We start from the raw sequence: 16,962 nt of genomic DNA on the forward strand, positions 1-16,962 counted from the left end.
CGGACCCCGAGTGGAAGAGCCAGAAAGCAGTAAAAAGCGAGTGCCTACTCCGGACACCTTCTGGTCCTACTTCGGTGCGACCCTCACCTACCTGGCCGTCCTGGCGGTCCCCGGCGGGCTCGTCGGCCGGGCCGCGGGCCTGCGTGGCTGGGCCCTGGCGGGCCTGGCCCCGCTGCTGTCCTACACGGTAACCGGACTGGCCGGACCGTGGCTGGCACTCGCGGGCGTGTCGTACAACCCGCTGACCGTGGCGGCCGTCACGGTCGTGCTCGCCGGGATCGGCTTCGGCCTGCGGAAGCTCGGTCAGGCACGCGGCCGGCTCAAGCCGGGCGCCGAGGAGCCGCCGACGAAGTGGCACCCGCGCGCGCACTACGCCGTCGCGGCCTGCGTCGCGCTGGCGGTCGGGATCTCGATCCTCGTGGTGCTCTCGGCCCGCGGCGGGACGACGGCGGTGTTCCAGCGGTGGGACACCGTGTTCCACGCGAACGGCATCCGCTACATCGCCGAGACCGGCGACGGCTCGCTGACCGGCATGGGCACCGTCAACTGGTACCCCGACGGCTCGTTCTACCCGAACGCGTATCACCTGGTCGGCTCGCTGGTGTACTCGATTTCGGGTACGACGATCCCGGTCACGCTGAACGCCATCACCATGCCGGTCGCCGGGATCTTCGCGCTGTCGATGGTCACCCTGATCCGCCAGCTCGGCGGGCGTGCGGTGTTCGCGGGCTGCACGGCGCTGGTCGCCGCGGCGGCCACCACCGGCGCGTACGAGTCGGTGTCCAGCGGGCTGCTGCCCTTCGCGCTCGGGATCGTGCTGACGCCGCTGGCCGTCGTCGCGCTGGCCCGCTTCCTCGCGCGGCCCGGCCTCGACACCGGCTACGTGCTCGCGCTCACCGCGGTCGGCCTGCTGGCCGCGCACTCGTCGGCGCTGTTCGGTGCGCTGCTGTTCGCGTTCCCGCTGGTGGTGCAGCGCTGGTACCGCGCGCTGCGGCACAAACCGCTCGACGGGGTGCCGGAAGGCCGTGGCGGCTGGCGGGTGATCGGCGGCGACGTCGTCAAGATGGTGCCGGTGATGATGGGCAGCGGACTGCTCGCGGCGCCGCATATCCTCGGCGCCCTGAAATTCACTTCGGGTTCATACCCTTATTACGCGTGGGGTTCGGACCTGCCGATCGTGAAGTCGCTCGGGCTGCTGGTGACGTTCCGGCAGGTGCTGAGCGCCCCGCAGGTGTGGCTGACGGTGCTGCTGGTGATCGGCGTGCTCGGCCTGTTCCGGCTCGGCCGGATGCGCTGGGTGGGTCTTTCGGCGATCGGTTTCTCGGTGCTGTTCGTGCTGGTCGCCTCGTTCGGCGCCGAACCGTGGGTGATCTCCCTGTCGCGGCCGTGGTGGAACGACCGGTACCGCCTGATGGCGCTCGCCGCGATCCCGCTGTGCCTGCTGGCCGGGCACGGCATGGCGGAGCTGCAGCGCTGGTTCGCGAAGTGGGCGAGCGGGCGCTCCTGGGTGAAGAGCCGCCCCGCGCTGCCCGCCCGGCTGGGCCTGGCGACCGCCGTGTTCGTCGTGGCCGCGTCGGCCGTGCTGACCAAGGGCTTCTACACCGAGTCGAACGCGCACGCGGTGTCGTTCCTGTACTACAACGGGCCCGAGGGCGAGGTAACGCCGCCGGTCAGCGCCGACGAGCTCGCCGCGATGAACGAGCTGACCAAGATGAACGTCGGACCGGACGAGAAGGTGCTCAACGAGCGCTTCGACGGGACGGCCTGGCTGTACGCCATCACCGGTATCCACCCGGTCGCCGGGCACTACGACCCGGGCGTGCCGCCGCCGGACGCGAAGTACCTGGCGCTGCACTTCCGGGAGTACGACACCGACCCCGAGGTACGGGCCGCGGTGCGGCGGCTGAACATCAAGCACGTGCTGATCGGGAGCACGCCGATCAAGATCGGCGAGCCGCCGGCGCCGGGGCTGCGGGATCTGGACGGGCTGAGCTTCCTGCGGAAGGACTTCGGCAACGCGGGCGCCTCGATCTACACCCTGACCCGCTGACCACCCGCCGGTGCGCCGGGGCGTAACTCGCGTGCTTGAAGCCGTATGACGCGTGCTTGAAGGCGTAACTCGCGAGTTACGCCTTCAAGCACGCGAGTTACGCGCCTGGACACGCGAATCACGGCTGAAAGATCAAGGCTCGCGTGGCCGCGGACTGCCCCTGCCGCGACCACGCGAGCCTCAGTCCCCCATTCACCCCCGGGGTGACCCATGAGGGGCAGCCGTCGTCGGCCGCGCCCACTCGCTGTACTTGTCTGTGAGACGAACAGGGGACGAAACCGGTTTACCCGGCCCGCCAACGTCACCCGATCGGCCTAAGAGCTTCTTCCCTGGAGTACCGGGAGTACGTCGCTCGCGACTTCTTCGAGGGTCGACTCACGGCCGACGTAGTAATCGCCGGACCGCGGCCAGTGGGTGACGATGTCGGTGAAGCCGAGCTCCCCGGCCCGCCCGGCGGCGTCGGTGAACGCGTCCACGCTGGAGAGCGAGAAGACCGGTGCCGAGTCGAGACTGAGGAACCGCTGCACGCTCGCCTTGTCCCTGCCCACGACGTCGAGGCGCTCGTCGAAGGTCTTCACGAGTTCCGCGACGCCCTTCCACCACTCGTCCTGGGTGTCCGCTTTGCCGCCGGTCGTGGCCCAGCCCGCGCCGAACCGCGCGGCGAGCGTCATCGTGCGCGGGCCGTTCGCGGCCACCAGGAACGGCAGCCGAGGCCGCTGCACGCAGCCGGGCTGGTTCCTCGCGCCCTTGGCCCGGTAGTACTCGCCCTCGAAGTCGAAGCCGTCGGTCATCAGCAGGCCGTCGAGCGCTTCGACGAATTCGGCGAACCGGTCCGTGCGCTGTTTGACCGACAGCTCGGGGCCGTCGAGGACGACGGCGTCGTAGCTGGTGTTCGTGACCCCGGCGCCCACGCCGAGGATGAAGCGGCCGTCGGAGATGTCGTCGAGGGTGGTCAGCTCACGGGTGAACGGCACGGGGTGTCTCGCGACCGGTGAGGCGACGAAGGTGCCCAGTCTGATCCGCGACGTCACCATCGCGGCCGCCGTCAACGTTGGCATCGCACTGAACCACGGGCCGTCGACGAGAGTCCGCCAGCCGAGGTGGTCGTACGTCCAAGCGTGGTCGAAGCCGTATTCCTCGGCGGCCCGCCATTTCGGCTCGGCCGCCCACCAACGATCTTCCGGAAGGATCACGATGCCTACGCGCACACCCGGCAAGGTAGCGGTGCCCGCCGACACTTCGCCCGATGGGCGGATCTTCGGGGATGATGTGCCGGTGGAAAAGCCTCTCTTGATCGCCTCCGATGTCGACGGCACCCTGCTCGGCCCGTTGGAGGTCCTGTCCGAACGCACGATCGGCGTCGTCCGGCGCGTCGCCGCGGCCGGAGTGCCGTTCGTGCTGGCCAGCGGCCGTCCGCCGCGCTGGATCGCGCCGATCGCGACCCCGCTCGGCCTGACCGGATACGCGGTCTGCGCGAACGGCGCGGTGCTGTACGAGATCGGGACGGACCGGATCGTGGCGGTCCACGGCCTGCTGGAACCCCAGGTGCTGCACGACACGGTGAGTGCTCTTGATCACGCGCTCCCCGGCTGCCGGTTCGCCGCGGAGCGGGTCGGCGAGTCCGCGCTCGACCCGGAGATGCGCAACTTCGTGATCGAGCCGGACTACCACAATCCGTGGGGCAACCACGAAGGCACGGAGGCGCCGCGGGCCGAGGTGCTCGGACATCCGGCGATCAAACTGCTGATCAGCAGGCGCGGAATGAACTCCGACGAGATGGCGCGGGCGGCACGCGAGGTGCTCGACGGCTCGGTCGACATCACCTACTCGACCAACACCGGCCTGATCGAGATCGCCGCGCACGGCATCACGAAGGCGACCGGGCTGGCCGAAGTCTCCGCTCGGCTGGGTGTCCCGGCCGAGCGGGTGATCGCGTTCGGGGACATGCCGAACGACGTCGAGATGCTCCGCTGGGCCGGGCACGGCGTGGCGATGGCCAACGGGCACCGCTACGCCCTCGACGTCGCCGACGAGGTCACCGCGCCGAACTCCGAGGACGGCGTCGCGCAGGTGCTCGAACGCTGGTTCTAGCGGGGCTCGCGTGTCGCGAAAGCCACTTTCGAGACATCCAGCGTCGCGAAAGTGGCTTTCGCGACACGGCGCAGCGGGGCAGCCAGCCGGGCTAGCGGCCTTCGCGGTCGAGCTTCGCGGCCTCTTCCGGCGTCGGCGCGGTGCCGCCGAGGTGCGCGGGCAGCCACCAGCGCTCGTCGTCGGAGGACGGCTTCTCCGGATAGCCGGCCTGGACGCGGTCCACGAGCGCGGACATCCGCACGCGAAGGTCCTTCGAGAGGACTTCGGCATCCTCGTCGGCCTTCGGGTGCATCGGCTCGCCGACGAGGATCGAAATCGGGACGTGGCGCTTCGTGAGGTCCTTCGGGCGGCCCTTGGTCCACAGCCGCTGCGTGCCCCAGAGCGCCATCGGCACGACCGGGACACCCGCCTCGGCGGCCATCCGGACCGCACCGGACTTGATGTCCTTCACGGTGAACGACCGGCTGATCGTGGCCTCGGGGAACACGCCGACGACCTCCCCGGCCTTCAGGCGCTCGACGGCTTCGCGGTACGACGCGAGACCCGCGCCGCGGTCGACGGAGATGTGGTGCATGCCGCGCATGAGCGGTCCGGCGATGCGGTTGCTGAAGATCTCCTTCTTCGCCATGAACCTGACCAGGCGTTTCGCGGGCTGTGCGCCCAGCCCGCAGAAGATGAAGTCGAGATAGCTCACGTGGTTGCAGGCGATGACCGCCCCGCCCGTCGACGGGATGTGCTCGGTCCCCTCCACCCGGATGCGGTTGTCCAGCACCCGGAACATCAACTTCGCCGCCATGATGACGGGCGGGTAAACGAGCTCAGCCATTCGTTCAGGTTACGCTACCGTAGGGTAACCAACCTACGGTCGCGTAGGTCACATCACTCCGAGCGTTCCTGCCGCGCGAAGGTAACCAGCGCCAGTGCGACGCCGAGCACCGTGCAGTACAGCGCGATCACCTGGTGCTTGACGTTCTCCAAGCCATCCCCCAATGCGGCCAGGGCGAACTGCCCGGCGGCGACGGCGAGCAGAAAGCCCAGCACGACACCGAGCGCGGCGCGCCGGGTCTTCCAGCCACGCCAGGCGATCAGCGCCCATATCGGCAACAGGGCGAAGAAACCCAGTGGCGCCAGCAGTTTCGTCACGGTCGAAACGATCGGGACGCGGTATTCCTGGGTCTCCGGGGCGAAACCGGCCGACCGGTCGAAGCTGCCGAGGTAGGGCGGCCGCGCGGTGAGCAGATCGCCCGCCGCGCGGTCCAGGATCTCGATGGTGCGCCAGGGGTGCGTCGCGAAGTACTCGACGACGTTGCGCCTGCTGATCTGTTCGCGGTACTTCGGGTACTCGGGGTCCTGCGTCGCGGGTTTCGGATGCCACCAGCCGTTGCCCGCGTACTGGCCGAACGAGGCGGGCAGCCCCAGCGCGGCGAGGTCGGCCCCGGTGTCGTGCCGACCGTCCACAATGGTCAGGAAGATCGTGTTGAACATGTTGATCTCACGCGAATCGTCGCCCGGCCGGGCGGCGAGCGAGCCGTCGGGCAGCTTCGCCGGTTCGACGGTCTGCTGTGCGTAGGCCGTCCCCCCGGCGAGCGCGCCGATGACGAACACCGCGGGAAGCCACCGCTTCAGGCCGCGGACGCCCGCAGGACGGACGAGCAGCGCGGCGAGCGCGAGCAACGGCAGGATCATCAGCGTCTGGACCTTGGCGTTCACCGCGATCAGGCCGCCGAAGACCAGCACGGCGAGTCCCGCGTAGCGCCACCAGCCTGGCCGTGCGGCGACCAGCAAGCCGCCGACGGCGAGCAGAAGACCGAGGAACGCGGCGCCCTCCCCGAGCACCGAGGCGAAGTAACCGAAGAAGGCGGAGTCCGCGACGACCAGCAGCAGCCCCACGGCCGCGAAGCCACGGACGCGGCGCGGGTACGGCAATCCGACGACGATCAGCGCGACCGCCGCGGCGGCCAGCACACTGGTGATCATCCCGAGGACGACCAGGCTGAGCGTCGATTCGAGGCCCAGCAGCCCGCCGATCGACCGCGCGATCCGTGCGAACCAGCTCTGGGTCAGGAGATAGGTGGCGTCGCATTCGCCTGCCGGGGCGGTGTAGGCGAGGTGGACGAATCCCTCCGGCTTGCCCTTCCACGGGATGCCCGCGCCGCACAGCACGCGGAAACCGTCGCCGTTGTCGGACATCGCGATCGGCCGCGGCACGAGGAAACGAACCAGGAGGACGGCGAGCGCGGCGGCGAACACACCGAGGCCGAACAGGGGCGAGGTCGTCTCGCGCGCTACCGGTCTGCTGGGGGAAACGACACTCACGAAGGGCACGGTACGTGGCGGAAATCCGGCGAGCGGCCGAGGGCCGCCGTGACCGACCGCTCGACATCCGCCCGCAGGAACACGGCGATCCATGACGAGGTTCCTTCGCGCGCGAACGTCGCGACGCGATACCTGGCCGCGTACGCCGGGTCGATCACGCAGGTCTGCTTCGCCGAGTAACCGCTGTCGGTGATGACGGCGATCGTCGGATGCCGCCGGGAGACGACGACCTCGCCTTCTTCCTCGGTCTGGCCCCGGACGCCGACGATCTGTAGTTGCGTCCCCGCGTGATACGACAGCGCGCCGGGCGCGGAGGTGCTCACGACCGAACCGGACGGCAGATAGCCGTCGAGCCAGCGGCCGATCTCCTCCATCTGCGCGCCGTGGTCGTGCCAGGCGCGCACGCGGGCGAGCATCTCCGGGCTGAACACCGACACCAGCACCGCGAGCCCGGACAACGCCACCGCGGCGGCGGGTATCAGCCGCTGGACCGGCGGACGCGGCCGCGGGCTCGGCTTCGCGGTGGAAACGAGCACACCGGAGACCAGCACCGCCGACACCGCCGCCACCGACAGCAGCGGCGGGATCGGCGCCAGCAGCCGCCAGGCGGGCCCGGCGTCGCCGCCGAAGAAGACCACGAAACCGGTGAGCGCGACGGCGGTGGCCAGCATCAGCCAGGTCAGCGACCTGGCCTCGGCCTCGTGCGGCGTCCGGCCGGTGCGGCGCAGCAGCAGGGCCACCACCGCGATCAGGCCGAGCAGCAGGAATCCCTGGTGGACCAGGGAGAACCCCGACAGATACCGCCACCCGCCGTCGATCCTGGCGGGGAGGCCGACGTCGAAGGGGATGATGGCCGACGGCGGCAGCACATGGTCGTAGTAGGTCACCCGCCAGGCGATCCACGGTGCCGCGAAGACGAGCCCGCCGAGCAGCCAGCCCGCCGGCGACCACCAGGTGTAGCGGCCGCGCGAGGCCGCGACGACCAGCCAGATCCCGACCAGGACCGCGAGCAGGAGCCCCGCCGGGCGCGTCATCATCGCGAAGGCGACGAGCACCCCGGCGACCACCGGCCGGCGGGCCGCGAGCGAGGCGAAGACACCGAACACGAGCAACATGAACAACGGCGTCTCGGTGCCCGATCCGCCGTACGCGGCGAGGCCCCCGGCGCCCGCGACCAGCACCGCGGCGGCCACGCCGCTGGCCGGGCGCGCCTCCCCTGCCGCCCGCGCGACCACCCGGTTCACCGTCACATGGGCGAGCAGGACGGCGCCGAGCGTGGCGAGAACGCCGAGCACGACCGCGGAAGTCTCGATGTCGGCCCCGAACGCGGCCTTCGGCAACGCGACCAAGATCATCCAGAGGAAATTCGCGTAACCCTCGATCCGCTCGCCGGGGTTGAACACCGGGCCATTGCCGTCGGCGATGTTCTGGACATAACGGAAGGTGATGTACGCGTCCTCCGCGATGGTCGAAAACATCAGCTGGTGCACCAGCGAGAAACCGAGGGTGAGCATCAGCGCGAAGGCGCGCCAGGTCTTGTCCGCGCCGATTTTCGGCCAGGCCACCAGGACGAAGACCGCGACCAGGAGCCAGGCGACGACAAGCGCGATCACCACCTGATCCCCACCCTCCCGGGCCGAGCCGCTCCCCTGACGAAAGACTACGGTCAAGTATCGATCACCGCGCCGGTCTGTTTCTTTCGGCGCAGTCAATCGACACGAATGGGCCAGCGAGTGTGCACAAAGTAGGCAACCGTCGGCGGTTTTGCCCGTCAGGATGTGACTCCTTCGGGTAACGGTCCCCGGTGGTTAATCTGGCTTCCCATTCCGTTCCGCACCTCGGGGGTTCTGTGCGGATTCCCCACCCGAGGTAGCCCGTGCCCACCCAGACCTCCCTGTCGGCCGACGTCGTCACCCTGTGCGTCGCGCTGCTCGTCCTCGGCCTTCCCGGTCTGCTCACCGGATTCGCCGCCGGCCTGCGCGGCTGGGTGCTGGCGGGAATGACACCGTTGCTGAGTTACGCCATCGGTGGCCTCGCGGGACCGTGGGCGGCCGCGCTCGGGCTCCCGTTCACCCCGGTGACTTACGCGGTGGCGACGGCCTTGTTCGCCGGAGTCGCGTACGGCCTGCGGCGGCTCACTCTGCGCCGATGGCCGCCCGCGCCCGAGGAACCGCTGTGGGGGCGGTCCGGGCATCTCGCGGTGGGGGCGTGCCTGCTGCTCGCGGCCGCCGTCGGGATGTACGCGGTGGTGCGCGGGATGGGCAGGCTGGACGCCATCCCGCAGGGCTTCGACGCCGTCTATCACGCCAACGGGATCCGGCAGATCGCCGAAACCGGGGACGGCAGCCTGTTCGGCACGGGCGAGGTCAACTGGTACGGCGACGCGGCGCCGGTGTTCTACCCCAACGCGTACCACCTACTCGCGTCCGTGCTGTACCTGCTCAGCCCGGCGACCATCCCGCTGACACTGGACGTGAACACCGCCCTGCTGCCCGCGCTGCTGGCGTTGTCGCTGGTCACGATGGTGCGCGTGTTCCGGGGGCGCGCGGTGTTCGCGGGCGCGGCCGCGCTCGTCTCCATCGCGCCGGTGATGGGCCTGTACGAATCGATGAGCAGGGGACCTTTGCTTCCGTTCCTGCTCGGCCTCGCGATGACCCCGCTGGCCGCCGTCGCGGTGAAGCGCTACCTAGACCGGCCAGCGCCTGACACCGGCTTCGTGCTGCTTGCGACCGCCGTCGGGCTGCTGTGCGTGCACTCCTCGGCGTTGTTCGGCGCGATCCTGTTCGCCGGCCCGCTGCTGCTGCAACGCTGGATCGCGCCCGGCGAACGGTGGCGGCGGATCGGCCGGGACCTGCGCGCGCTGGCGATCGTCGGTGTCATCGCGATCTTCGTGGCGTGGCTCCAGCTCTTCGGCGCGATCGGGCTCGCGAACGGCGACGTGCCCTACCGCAGCTGGCCGGTCGAATGGCGGGCGACGACGGCGCTCGGCGCGCTGCTGGGCTTCCAGCACTACGGGCCCCATCCCCAGATCTGGCTGTCGGTCGCGTTGCTGCTGGGCTTCATCTTCTTCTCGCGCGCGGGCGCGTTGCGCTGGATCGGCGTGTCCGCGTTGTTCAGCGGGCTCGCCTACATCGCGGTGACGTCGTCGGAGCACTCGCTCGTGCTGGCGCTGTCGCGGCCTTGGTGGAACGACCCGTACCGGTTCATGTCGATGGCGGCGGTCCCGCTGTCGATCATCGCGGCGCACGGCCTCGCCGAGTCGCAGGCGTGGCTGCGGGACAACGTGGCGCACCGGAAACTGCCCGCGTTCGCCGTCGCGGTGGTGGTGTTCGGCGCGTTCGCCTTCTTGAGCAACGGTTTCTACGCGCCGTCCAACGCGGCCAAGATCGCGCCCGGCTACGCGAACACACCCGATGCCGATCCGCACAAGCTGCCGGTGAGCCCGGACGAGGTCGTCGCGATGGAGAAGCTCGCCGAGTTCGCGAAACCCGGCGAGCGCGCGCTGAACGACCGGCTGGACGGGACGGTGTGGACCTACGCGCTCTCCGGCGTCCGGACGACGTCCGGGCATTTCGACGAGACGCTGTCGCCTTCGGACGCGCGGCTGCTGGAGTGGCATTTCCGCGAGTACCCGTCGAACGCGCAGGTGCGGGCGGCGGTGGCGCGGCTGAACGTGCGGTGGGTGATCCTCGGGCAGTACGGCTACCCGACGGGCGCCCCGCGCCAGGCCGGGCTGCGCGATCTGGACGGGCTGAACTTCGTGACCGAGGTCTATCGCAACGCCGACGCCGTCATCTACCGGCTGAACCCCCGCAATTAGTCACCTACTTGCGGCCGTCACCCGGGCGACCAACGCGAGTTGACAGACCGCAAGTAGGTGACTAATTGCGGGAGGTCACGAGGCGGGCCGAGAGGGCGGCGCCGCCGGCGGTGATCAGGTCCGCGACGGTGAACATCACCCGGGAGGCGATGGCGAACGCCGTCGCCTGGACGACGGTGAGGCCCGACGCGGTCAGCACGGCGACCTGCGCGACCTCGCGGACGCCGACCCCGCTGGGCAGGATGAACGCGAACGTCCCGACGGTCATCGCGACGGCCATCGCGCCGACGCACAGCACGAAGCCGCTGAACCCGGGCGTGCCGACGGAGTTGGCCAGCAGCCACAGGTGCACGCCCTGGAGCGCCCAGGCGGCGGTCGAGGAGCCGAAGACCTTCCCGACGACCGACCAGCTCAGCCGGTGGTCCAGCGGCGGACGGCGCAGGATCCTCAGCACCAGCGACGTGCCCCAGGTGAGCACACGCGGGTGCAGCATCGCCAGGCCGACCGGGATCAGCACGAACAGCCACAGCGCCCGCGGGCTGTTGCTGAACACCGCTGGGGCCGCGAGCAGCGACACGACCAGCGCGGACACCACGCCGACGCCGAGCTGGATGAGGGAGCCGGTGAAGATCCGCGCCCTGGCGAGCCCGGCCTTGCGCCCCAGCTCCATTTGCAGCAGGTACGCCCATACCGAACCCGGCACGTACTTGCCGAGCGAGCCGACGAGGCAGATCTGCGCGCCGCGGGCATAGCCGATCGGCTTGCCGAGGTCGTCGACCATGACCTGCCAGCCGTAGGTCGACACCATGATCGCGGCGATGAGCGCGAGCAGGCTCAACGTGGAGGATTCCCACGCGACCTCGGACAAGGTCCGCCAGAATTCACCCCAATTGGTGACCAAGGTCTTCGCCGCGAAACCGACGACCAGCAGGATGGCGACCCAGCGGACGACGTCGAGGATCTTCGCCTTGGTGGATTTCGGTTGTTTTACCGCAACCGAAGACTCCTCTTCGGGCGTTTCGACCGTCGTCACTGAACCTCCTTTGCTGCTACCTCGTACCCGCAGGTCAGACCTGCACGGTCACCAAGCGGCTGAACTCGGTCAACAGATCGTAGCCGTCCCAAATCGCGGAGAACGTCAGGGCCGAGCCGAACGGAACGACCCGGTCGACGCCGCGGCCCGCCAATTCCGTCACGAATTCCGTCAATTCTTCTTTGGTGAAGCCGAATTGACCGATGGTCTGATCTTTGCGGAGCACGATCGGGACGAGGTCGGAAAGCGTGTCGACGCGCGCGTTGCCGAAAGTGCCCGCGCCGAGCCACTCTCGCGGCAGGGCGGCGGGGTCGGCCAGTTCCAGTGTCGCGATGCCGTTGCCCTGGAACTCGATGCCGTCGACGAGCCCGTCGACGGCCGCGCCGTACGCGGAAACCCGCTTCTGCACGGCCATGGCGGGCTCGGTGACGTGCTGTTTCGTCGCGAGCACCTCGGCGAGCAGCTTCCGGAACTCCTGCCCGGCTTCCCGGGCGCCGTCTTCGTCGCCGACCCAGAACACCGCGCGCGGCGACGAGCAGGCGGCCTGGTCGAACCAGTACGAGTCGTTGTAGAACCCCTCGGCCGCGCCGCGGCGTTCGGCCTCGGAGGCGTTCCGCCAGCCGCGCACCGACGCGACCGCGAACGACGACCGGTCCGGGAAGGTCAGGTCACGCGCGTGCGGGGCGAGCGGGTACTTGCGCAGCGCGGCGACCGAGGCGTCGCCGCCCCAGATGACCCGCAGATCCGCGGCGGCCGACAACGCGCCGCTGATCGCGTCGCTGCGGTCGTAGGTGACCATGCGCTGCGTCGCGGTTATCGTGGCGGCGGTATCGGCGTCCACTTCGGACAGTGCGGCGTTCAGCGCCTCCAGCACCGTTTCCGCCGCGCCGGCCGAACGTGACGACACGCGGACGACGTTGTGGTTGCCTGCCAGCGCCGAAAGTGCCCACGAGTACACGAAGATCGTGTCGACGTTGGCAGGCGGCACGTGGAAGACGAGCCCGCGCGGGAAGCGCAGCGCGTCGCCGGGAGTCTCCGAAGTGGACAGTGACTTCAGCGCCTTGGCGATTTCTCCCTTGCGCAGGAAGAAACCGAGCGAAGCCAGTTCCGGGAACCGGCGCGCCGTCGCGGGGGCGAGCAGCTTGCGCGCGAACTTCGTCAGGAACTCGACGACGCGCGGGTCGCCCACGCGCAGCCGTCCGCCGACCGGCTCGGCACGCAGCTCTTCGACGAGCTTGTCGACCTCGATCGCGTCCGCGAGCGGAAAACGCTGGTTCAGGCTCATGCCGCCGCTCCCTGGAAGGTGTCCGAGCAGCCGCGGGCCTCGGCCTTGGGCAGCCTGCCCATGACCGAGAAGTGCTTGCCCGGCCAGTCGCCGTCGTCGATTCCGTGGTAGACACCGAGGTCTTCGGTGAGCAGGACATGCCCCGGATACGAGCGCGGCAGGGTGCTGACGACCTCGATAACGCCGGGCTCGCCGACCGGCTGCTCTTCCCAGGTTTCCGGGTCCCGGATCACGACGTCGGCGAAATCGGGGCAGTACAACGAGTTCCCCGACGGGCCTTCGAGGAACACGGTGCCGATCTGCTCGATCATCCCGTAGTAGTTGTGGATGCGGGTGAGTCCGGTGTCCTCTTTGAACCGGCGGCGGAATTCGGTGTTGTCCACCGCGCGGTCGATCAGCTTCTTCCAGCCGCCGGAGTGGATCAGGATCCCGTTGGACAGGTCCAGCTCGTGCTCGCGCGCGACTTCGTACAGGTACTGCCACACCATGAAGGTGAAGCCGAAGATCAGGAAGGGCTTGTCGCCGTACGTCGCCAGGAACGTCTTGACCGCTTCGACGTCCGGCTGGTCGTTCTCGTCGAGCACGTAGGTGTGCTTGCGGCCGAAGTTGGCCATGCCCAGCACGCCCGCGCCGCGCGCGGAGAACGAGCGGCGGTTCTTGATGATGCCGATCGTGTCGACCATCAGCATCGGCAGCCGCTCGTTGCCGAGGACCTCCTGCAACGTGGCGCCGAGCTGCTTGGTCTGGGCACCGGCGGCGTCCTTGTCCAGGTAGATCCGGGACGCGCCCGCGCCGGTGGTGCCCGAGGAGGTCAGCGTTTTGAAGATCTCGGACTCGGGGATGCTGCGCAGGTCGTGCGTCTTGAACATCCGCACCGGCAGCCACGGCAGATCCGCGATGGACGCGAACTCCGCGTCCCGTGCGATGCCGAGCGACGAGAGGATGCGCTCGTAGCCTTCTGAGTTCTCGCGGTGGTGCGCGGTGAGGGCGGCCAGCTGCGGAAGCAACGACTTCTCGCGCTCGGCCTGGGACAACGTGAAGACGCTCATACCTGGGCCTCCAGCGACCGGTAGTCGATCTTGCCGCTGGCGAGCAGCGGCACGGTGTCGAGGGGACGGACGTCGAACCCGCTGGTGTGCAGGTGGAGCCGCTCGGACAGCGCCTTCGCGGCGTCCTTGCAGATCTCCTTGGCGCCGTCGCCTTCCGGCAGCTCCGCGAACAGGACGACCTTGTCCCCGGCCGGGACGGCCGCCACGACGTCGATCCCCACCGAGGCGGAACGCACGGCTTGCTCGAGATCATCCAGGCTGACCCGGTTGCCGAAGATCTTGCCGATCCGCTTGAGCCGTCCGGTGATGTAGAGGAAGCCGTCTTCGTCGAGGTATCCGAGGTCGCCGGTGGCCAGCACGCCACCGTATTCGTCGCCGGCGGCCAGCCCGGCCTCGTCCTCCGCGTACCCCATCATCACGTTGGGCCCGCGGTAGACGACCTCGCCGACGATCTTCGGATGCGTGGTCTCGGAACCGTCCTCGCGCCGGATCGCGAACGAGCCGCCGGGCAGCGCGGGCCCGGCCGAGCCGAGCTTCTCCGCGAGCCGTTCCGCCGGAACGGTGGTCATCCGCGGCGCGGCCTCGGTCTGCCCGTACATCACGAACATCCGCCCGCCGACCTCGCGGATCCTGTCGTTGAACCGGGCGACGAGGTCGTCGCGCAGCTTGCCGCCCGCCTGGGTGAGCGTACGCAAGGTCGGGTACTTCGCCGGGTCGAACTTGAGGCGCCGCAACATCTCGTAGTGATACGGCACGCCCGCGAGCGAAGTGACCTTGTGCTCGTTGACCGCGTCCCAGAACCCGCGCCCGAGCACGCCGGAGGGCTCGATGACCACGGTCGCGCCGCGGACGAGATGCGAGTTCAGCACGGACAGGCCGTAGCTGTAGTGCAGCGGGAGGCTGGTCGGCGCGACCTCGTCGCGGTCGATGCCGAGCACCTCGGCGATCGCGTCGGCGTTGGCGAGCATCGCGCCGCGCGAGAGCCGGACCAGCTTCGGGTTGCCGGTGGAACCGCTGGTGGGCAGCAGGACCGCCAGCCGAGGATGCGGCTCGACTCCTTCGGCGGACTCCCGGACCCAGTGCCGGTCGGAGACGCCATAACCCTCGGGCGCGGGCGCGTCCGGTGCCGACAGCACGGCCGCCGGGCGGAAGCGCTCGATGAGCCCCGCCAGCACGTCGGCGTCCAGCGCGGGGTCGATCAGCGCGATCGCGCGGCCCGCCTCGAACGCACCGAGATAGTTCAGGACGCTTTCGAGGTCCACCGACATCCGCGCGAACAACGCGCCCGGCGGCAGCGACGACAACGCGGCACCCACGCGGGTGACCTCGGTGTCGAGTTCCTCGCCTGCGAGCGTCCTGCCGCTCGTGACGTCGATCAGTCGCGCACCCACACCCAGAAGGGTCATTACCGTTCAATCCTCCGACCGATTTCCGACCGCGATCGGTCCGGCAGGGCGGCCGCACGTCGCGCCCTCATCACAGGACCAAGCCTCCGTCGATGCCCAGCACCTGCCCGGTGATGAAGGAAGCGTCGTCACTGACGAGGAACCGGATCGCGTTCGCCACGTCTTCGGGGGTCCCGAGCCGCCCGAGCGGTGTCTTGCCGATGTTCTCGGCCTTGGCCTCCTCGGTCAGGCCCGAGGTCAGGTCGGTGTCGATGACGCCGGGCGCCACCGCGTTGACCCGGATCCCGGACCGGCCGAGTTCCTTCGCGGCCGAACGGGCGATGTTCGCCACCGCCGCCTTCGACGCCGCGTACACCGTCTGACCGGCGCTGCCGTGTTCGCCGACGATCGATGCCAGCACCACGATGGCGCCGGTTTTCTTGCGCATCATCGCCCTGGCCGCGGCCTGGACGGTGTGCAGCGTGCCGGCGACGTTCGTGCTCAGCGTGGTGTCGACCAGTTCCTCGCGGATCATGCCGAGGAGCGCGTCCTCCATGATCCCGGCGTTGGCGACCACGATGTCGAGCTTGCCGTGCTCCTTGGCCACGCCGCGGACCAGCGTCGACACGGCCTTGGCGTCGGTGACGTCCAGGGCGAGCCCGCTCGCGGCCCCCGCCGCGGCGGCCGCTTCCTTGGCTTTCGCCTCGCCACGACCGGTCAGGACGACGGTGGCACCGGCCTCGGCGAGCGCCCGCGCGGTGGCCAGCCCGATACCCCGGGTGCCCCCGGTGACCAGGGCGATCCTGCCTTCCAGCATCACTTGGACTGGAGGTCGGTCACCATGTCGACGGCGACCTTGAAGCTGGACATGTCGATCACCTGGTCGGTGTCGAACTCCACGTCGAACTCGTCCTCGATGGCCGCGACCAGCGCCATGTGACCGACCGAGTCCCAGGCCTCGATGTCGCGGTACTTCAGGTTTTCGACATCGACATCGCCATCGAGGTCCAGCGCCTCGACGAAGACCTCACGCAGCTTGCCGGCGACTTCCGCCATGTCCGTACTCCTAGTGCTCTTCGCGTGGACGGGCGTCCCACGCCTTCACCAAGGTAGAGAGGTCGCCGGGCAGCCGATCGGCCAGCCCGTCCTCAGGGAGACCGGCCTTACCCTTCAGCCACGGCCCCATCGCCTCGATGGTGTCCTCGTCCAGGCCACGTCGGGACAGTCCCACGGTGTTGACGCCGGTCACCCGCGCGGGGTTGCCGACGGCGATGGTGAACGCGCCCACCTCCTTGCGGACCGCGGAGCTCATCCCGACCATCGCGCCGGGGCCGACCACGACCCGCTGGTGCAGGATCGCGCCCATGCCCAGGTTCGCCCCGGACCAGATGTGGCAGTGGCCGCCGGTGATGACGTTCGAAGCGACCGTGACGGCGTCCTCGACGATGCAGTCGTGGGCGATGTGAGAGCCGCGGAGGAAGTAGCCGCCGTCGCCGATGGAGGTGGTGCGCCAGGTGCCCTGGTGGATGCTGACGTACTCCCGGATCCGGTTCCGGCCGCCGATGACGACTCCGTGGCCGTCGTGATCGGGATCACCGTTCGGCGGGGTCTCCCAGGCGGCGGGGTGCTCGCGGCCGCGGTCCTCGCCCGGGGTCCCGATGGTCACGTGCGGGCCGATCCAGTTGCCGTCCCCGATACGCGTGGGGCCCACGATGACCGTGAACGGTCCGATGACGTTGTCTTCACCGAGCTCGACACCCTCGCCGATGACTGCTGTCGGGTGGATGCGGTTCACCACGTGAGTTCCGTTCGTCGTGGCTGGAGGCAGCCTGGGGTACTGGGCGCTTCGGCGGTCCCGGTAACGTGTGGCGCGCGCCAGCGCGGGCGGCCGGGCGCAGAAACGGCAGCTCACCGTACCGGACGCACCTGAACG

Annotated in this window: 14 protein-coding genes; 3 read left to right on the forward strand and 11 right to left on the reverse strand. The window is 69.4% G+C overall.

Going from position 1 to position 16,962, the window contains the following annotated elements:
- The first annotated feature begins 40 nt into the window (after window positions 1-40).
- Entirely contained in the window at window positions 41-2,050 is a 2,010-nt protein-coding gene (locus CVV72_RS27990; RefSeq protein WP_219146538.1) for a DUF6541 family protein, read from the forward strand.
- A 314-nt stretch (window positions 2,051-2,364) separates the two neighbouring features.
- On the opposite strand, the gene CVV72_RS27995 is transcribed toward CVV72_RS27990, so the two are convergent.
- Window positions 2,365-3,258 carry an LLM class flavin-dependent oxidoreductase gene (locus CVV72_RS27995; RefSeq protein WP_219146540.1) on the reverse strand — a complete coding sequence of 298 codons (894 nt, stop codon included), beginning with the start codon at window positions 3,256-3,258 and terminating at the stop codon, window positions 2,365-2,367.
- A gap of 82 nt (window positions 3,259-3,340) precedes the next feature.
- Between CVV72_RS27995 and CVV72_RS28000 the strand changes: the two genes are divergently transcribed.
- A complete protein-coding gene (locus CVV72_RS28000; protein WP_219154176.1) occupies window positions 3,341-4,141 on the forward strand; it encodes an HAD family hydrolase in 801 nt (266 codons plus the stop codon).
- A gap of 91 nt (window positions 4,142-4,232) precedes the next feature.
- On the opposite strand, the gene CVV72_RS28005 is transcribed toward CVV72_RS28000, so the two are convergent.
- Genes CVV72_RS28005 through CVV72_RS28015 form a run of 3 tightly spaced genes read right to left on the reverse strand, consistent with a single transcriptional unit; the run spans window position 4,233 to window position 8,073 of the window.
- On the reverse strand, window positions 4,233-4,967 hold the full coding sequence (locus tag CVV72_RS28005; RefSeq protein WP_126732442.1) for a 1-acyl-sn-glycerol-3-phosphate acyltransferase: 735 nt from the start codon (window positions 4,965-4,967) through the stop codon (window positions 4,233-4,235).
- A 53-nt stretch (window positions 4,968-5,020) separates the two neighbouring features.
- Window positions 5,021-6,457 (reverse strand): hypothetical protein, encoded by a 1,437-nt coding sequence (locus CVV72_RS28010; protein WP_219146542.1) that lies wholly within the window; start codon window positions 6,455-6,457, stop codon window positions 5,021-5,023.
- Window positions 6,454-8,073, reverse strand: coding sequence for a hypothetical protein (locus CVV72_RS28015; RefSeq protein ID WP_219146544.1), 1,620 nt, complete (start codon window positions 8,071-8,073; stop codon window positions 6,454-6,456). The genes CVV72_RS28010 and CVV72_RS28015 overlap by 4 nt, the downstream gene beginning before the upstream one ends.
- Before the next feature lie 260 nt (window positions 8,074-8,333).
- On the opposite strand from CVV72_RS28015, the gene CVV72_RS28020 reads away from it, so the two are divergent.
- On the forward strand, window positions 8,334-10,277 hold the full coding sequence (locus CVV72_RS28020) for a DUF6541 family protein (RefSeq protein WP_219146546.1): 1,944 nt from the start codon (window positions 8,334-8,336) through the stop codon (window positions 10,275-10,277).
- Between the two features lie 61 nt (window positions 10,278-10,338).
- On the opposite strand, the gene CVV72_RS28025 is transcribed toward CVV72_RS28020, so the two are convergent.
- The 7 genes from CVV72_RS28025 to CVV72_RS28055 form a co-directional block, all read right to left on the reverse strand.
- Complete coding sequence (locus CVV72_RS28025; protein ID WP_219146548.1) at window positions 10,339-11,310, reverse strand: lysylphosphatidylglycerol synthase transmembrane domain-containing protein; 972 nt, start codon at window positions 11,308-11,310, stop codon at window positions 10,339-10,341.
- 34 nt (window positions 11,311-11,344) lie between these two features.
- Entirely contained in the window at window positions 11,345-12,595 is a 1,251-nt protein-coding gene (locus CVV72_RS28030; RefSeq protein WP_219146550.1) for an acyl-CoA reductase, read from the reverse strand.
- Complete coding sequence (locus CVV72_RS28035; RefSeq protein ID WP_219146552.1) at window positions 12,592-13,644, reverse strand: acyl-protein synthetase; 1,053 nt, start codon at window positions 13,642-13,644, stop codon at window positions 12,592-12,594. The genes CVV72_RS28030 and CVV72_RS28035 overlap by 4 nt, the downstream gene beginning before the upstream one ends.
- Window positions 13,641-15,050 carry an AMP-binding protein gene (locus CVV72_RS28040; RefSeq protein WP_219146554.1) on the reverse strand — a complete coding sequence of 470 codons (1,410 nt, stop codon included), beginning with the start codon at window positions 15,048-15,050 and terminating at the stop codon, window positions 13,641-13,643. Before CVV72_RS28040 ends, CVV72_RS28035 begins: the two co-directional genes overlap by 4 nt.
- 70 nt (window positions 15,051-15,120) lie before the next feature.
- Window positions 15,121-15,846, reverse strand: coding sequence for an SDR family NAD(P)-dependent oxidoreductase (locus tag CVV72_RS28045; protein WP_219146556.1), 726 nt, complete (start codon window positions 15,844-15,846; stop codon window positions 15,121-15,123).
- Window positions 15,846-16,085 carry an acyl carrier protein gene (locus CVV72_RS28050; RefSeq protein WP_034309750.1) on the reverse strand — a complete coding sequence of 80 codons (240 nt, stop codon included), beginning with the start codon at window positions 16,083-16,085 and terminating at the stop codon, window positions 15,846-15,848. The genes CVV72_RS28045 and CVV72_RS28050 overlap by 1 nt, the downstream gene beginning before the upstream one ends.
- Window positions 16,086-16,095: 10 nt before the next feature.
- A complete protein-coding gene (locus CVV72_RS28055) occupies window positions 16,096-16,827 on the reverse strand; it encodes a UDP-N-acetylglucosamine acyltransferase (RefSeq protein WP_219146558.1) in 732 nt (243 codons plus the stop codon).
- Window positions 16,828-16,962 lie beyond the last annotated feature (135 nt).

This window comes from Amycolatopsis sp. TNS106 (assembly GCF_019330265.1).
In the GTDB taxonomy this organism is placed as follows: domain Bacteria; phylum Actinomycetota; class Actinomycetes; order Mycobacteriales; family Pseudonocardiaceae; genus Amycolatopsis; species Amycolatopsis lurida.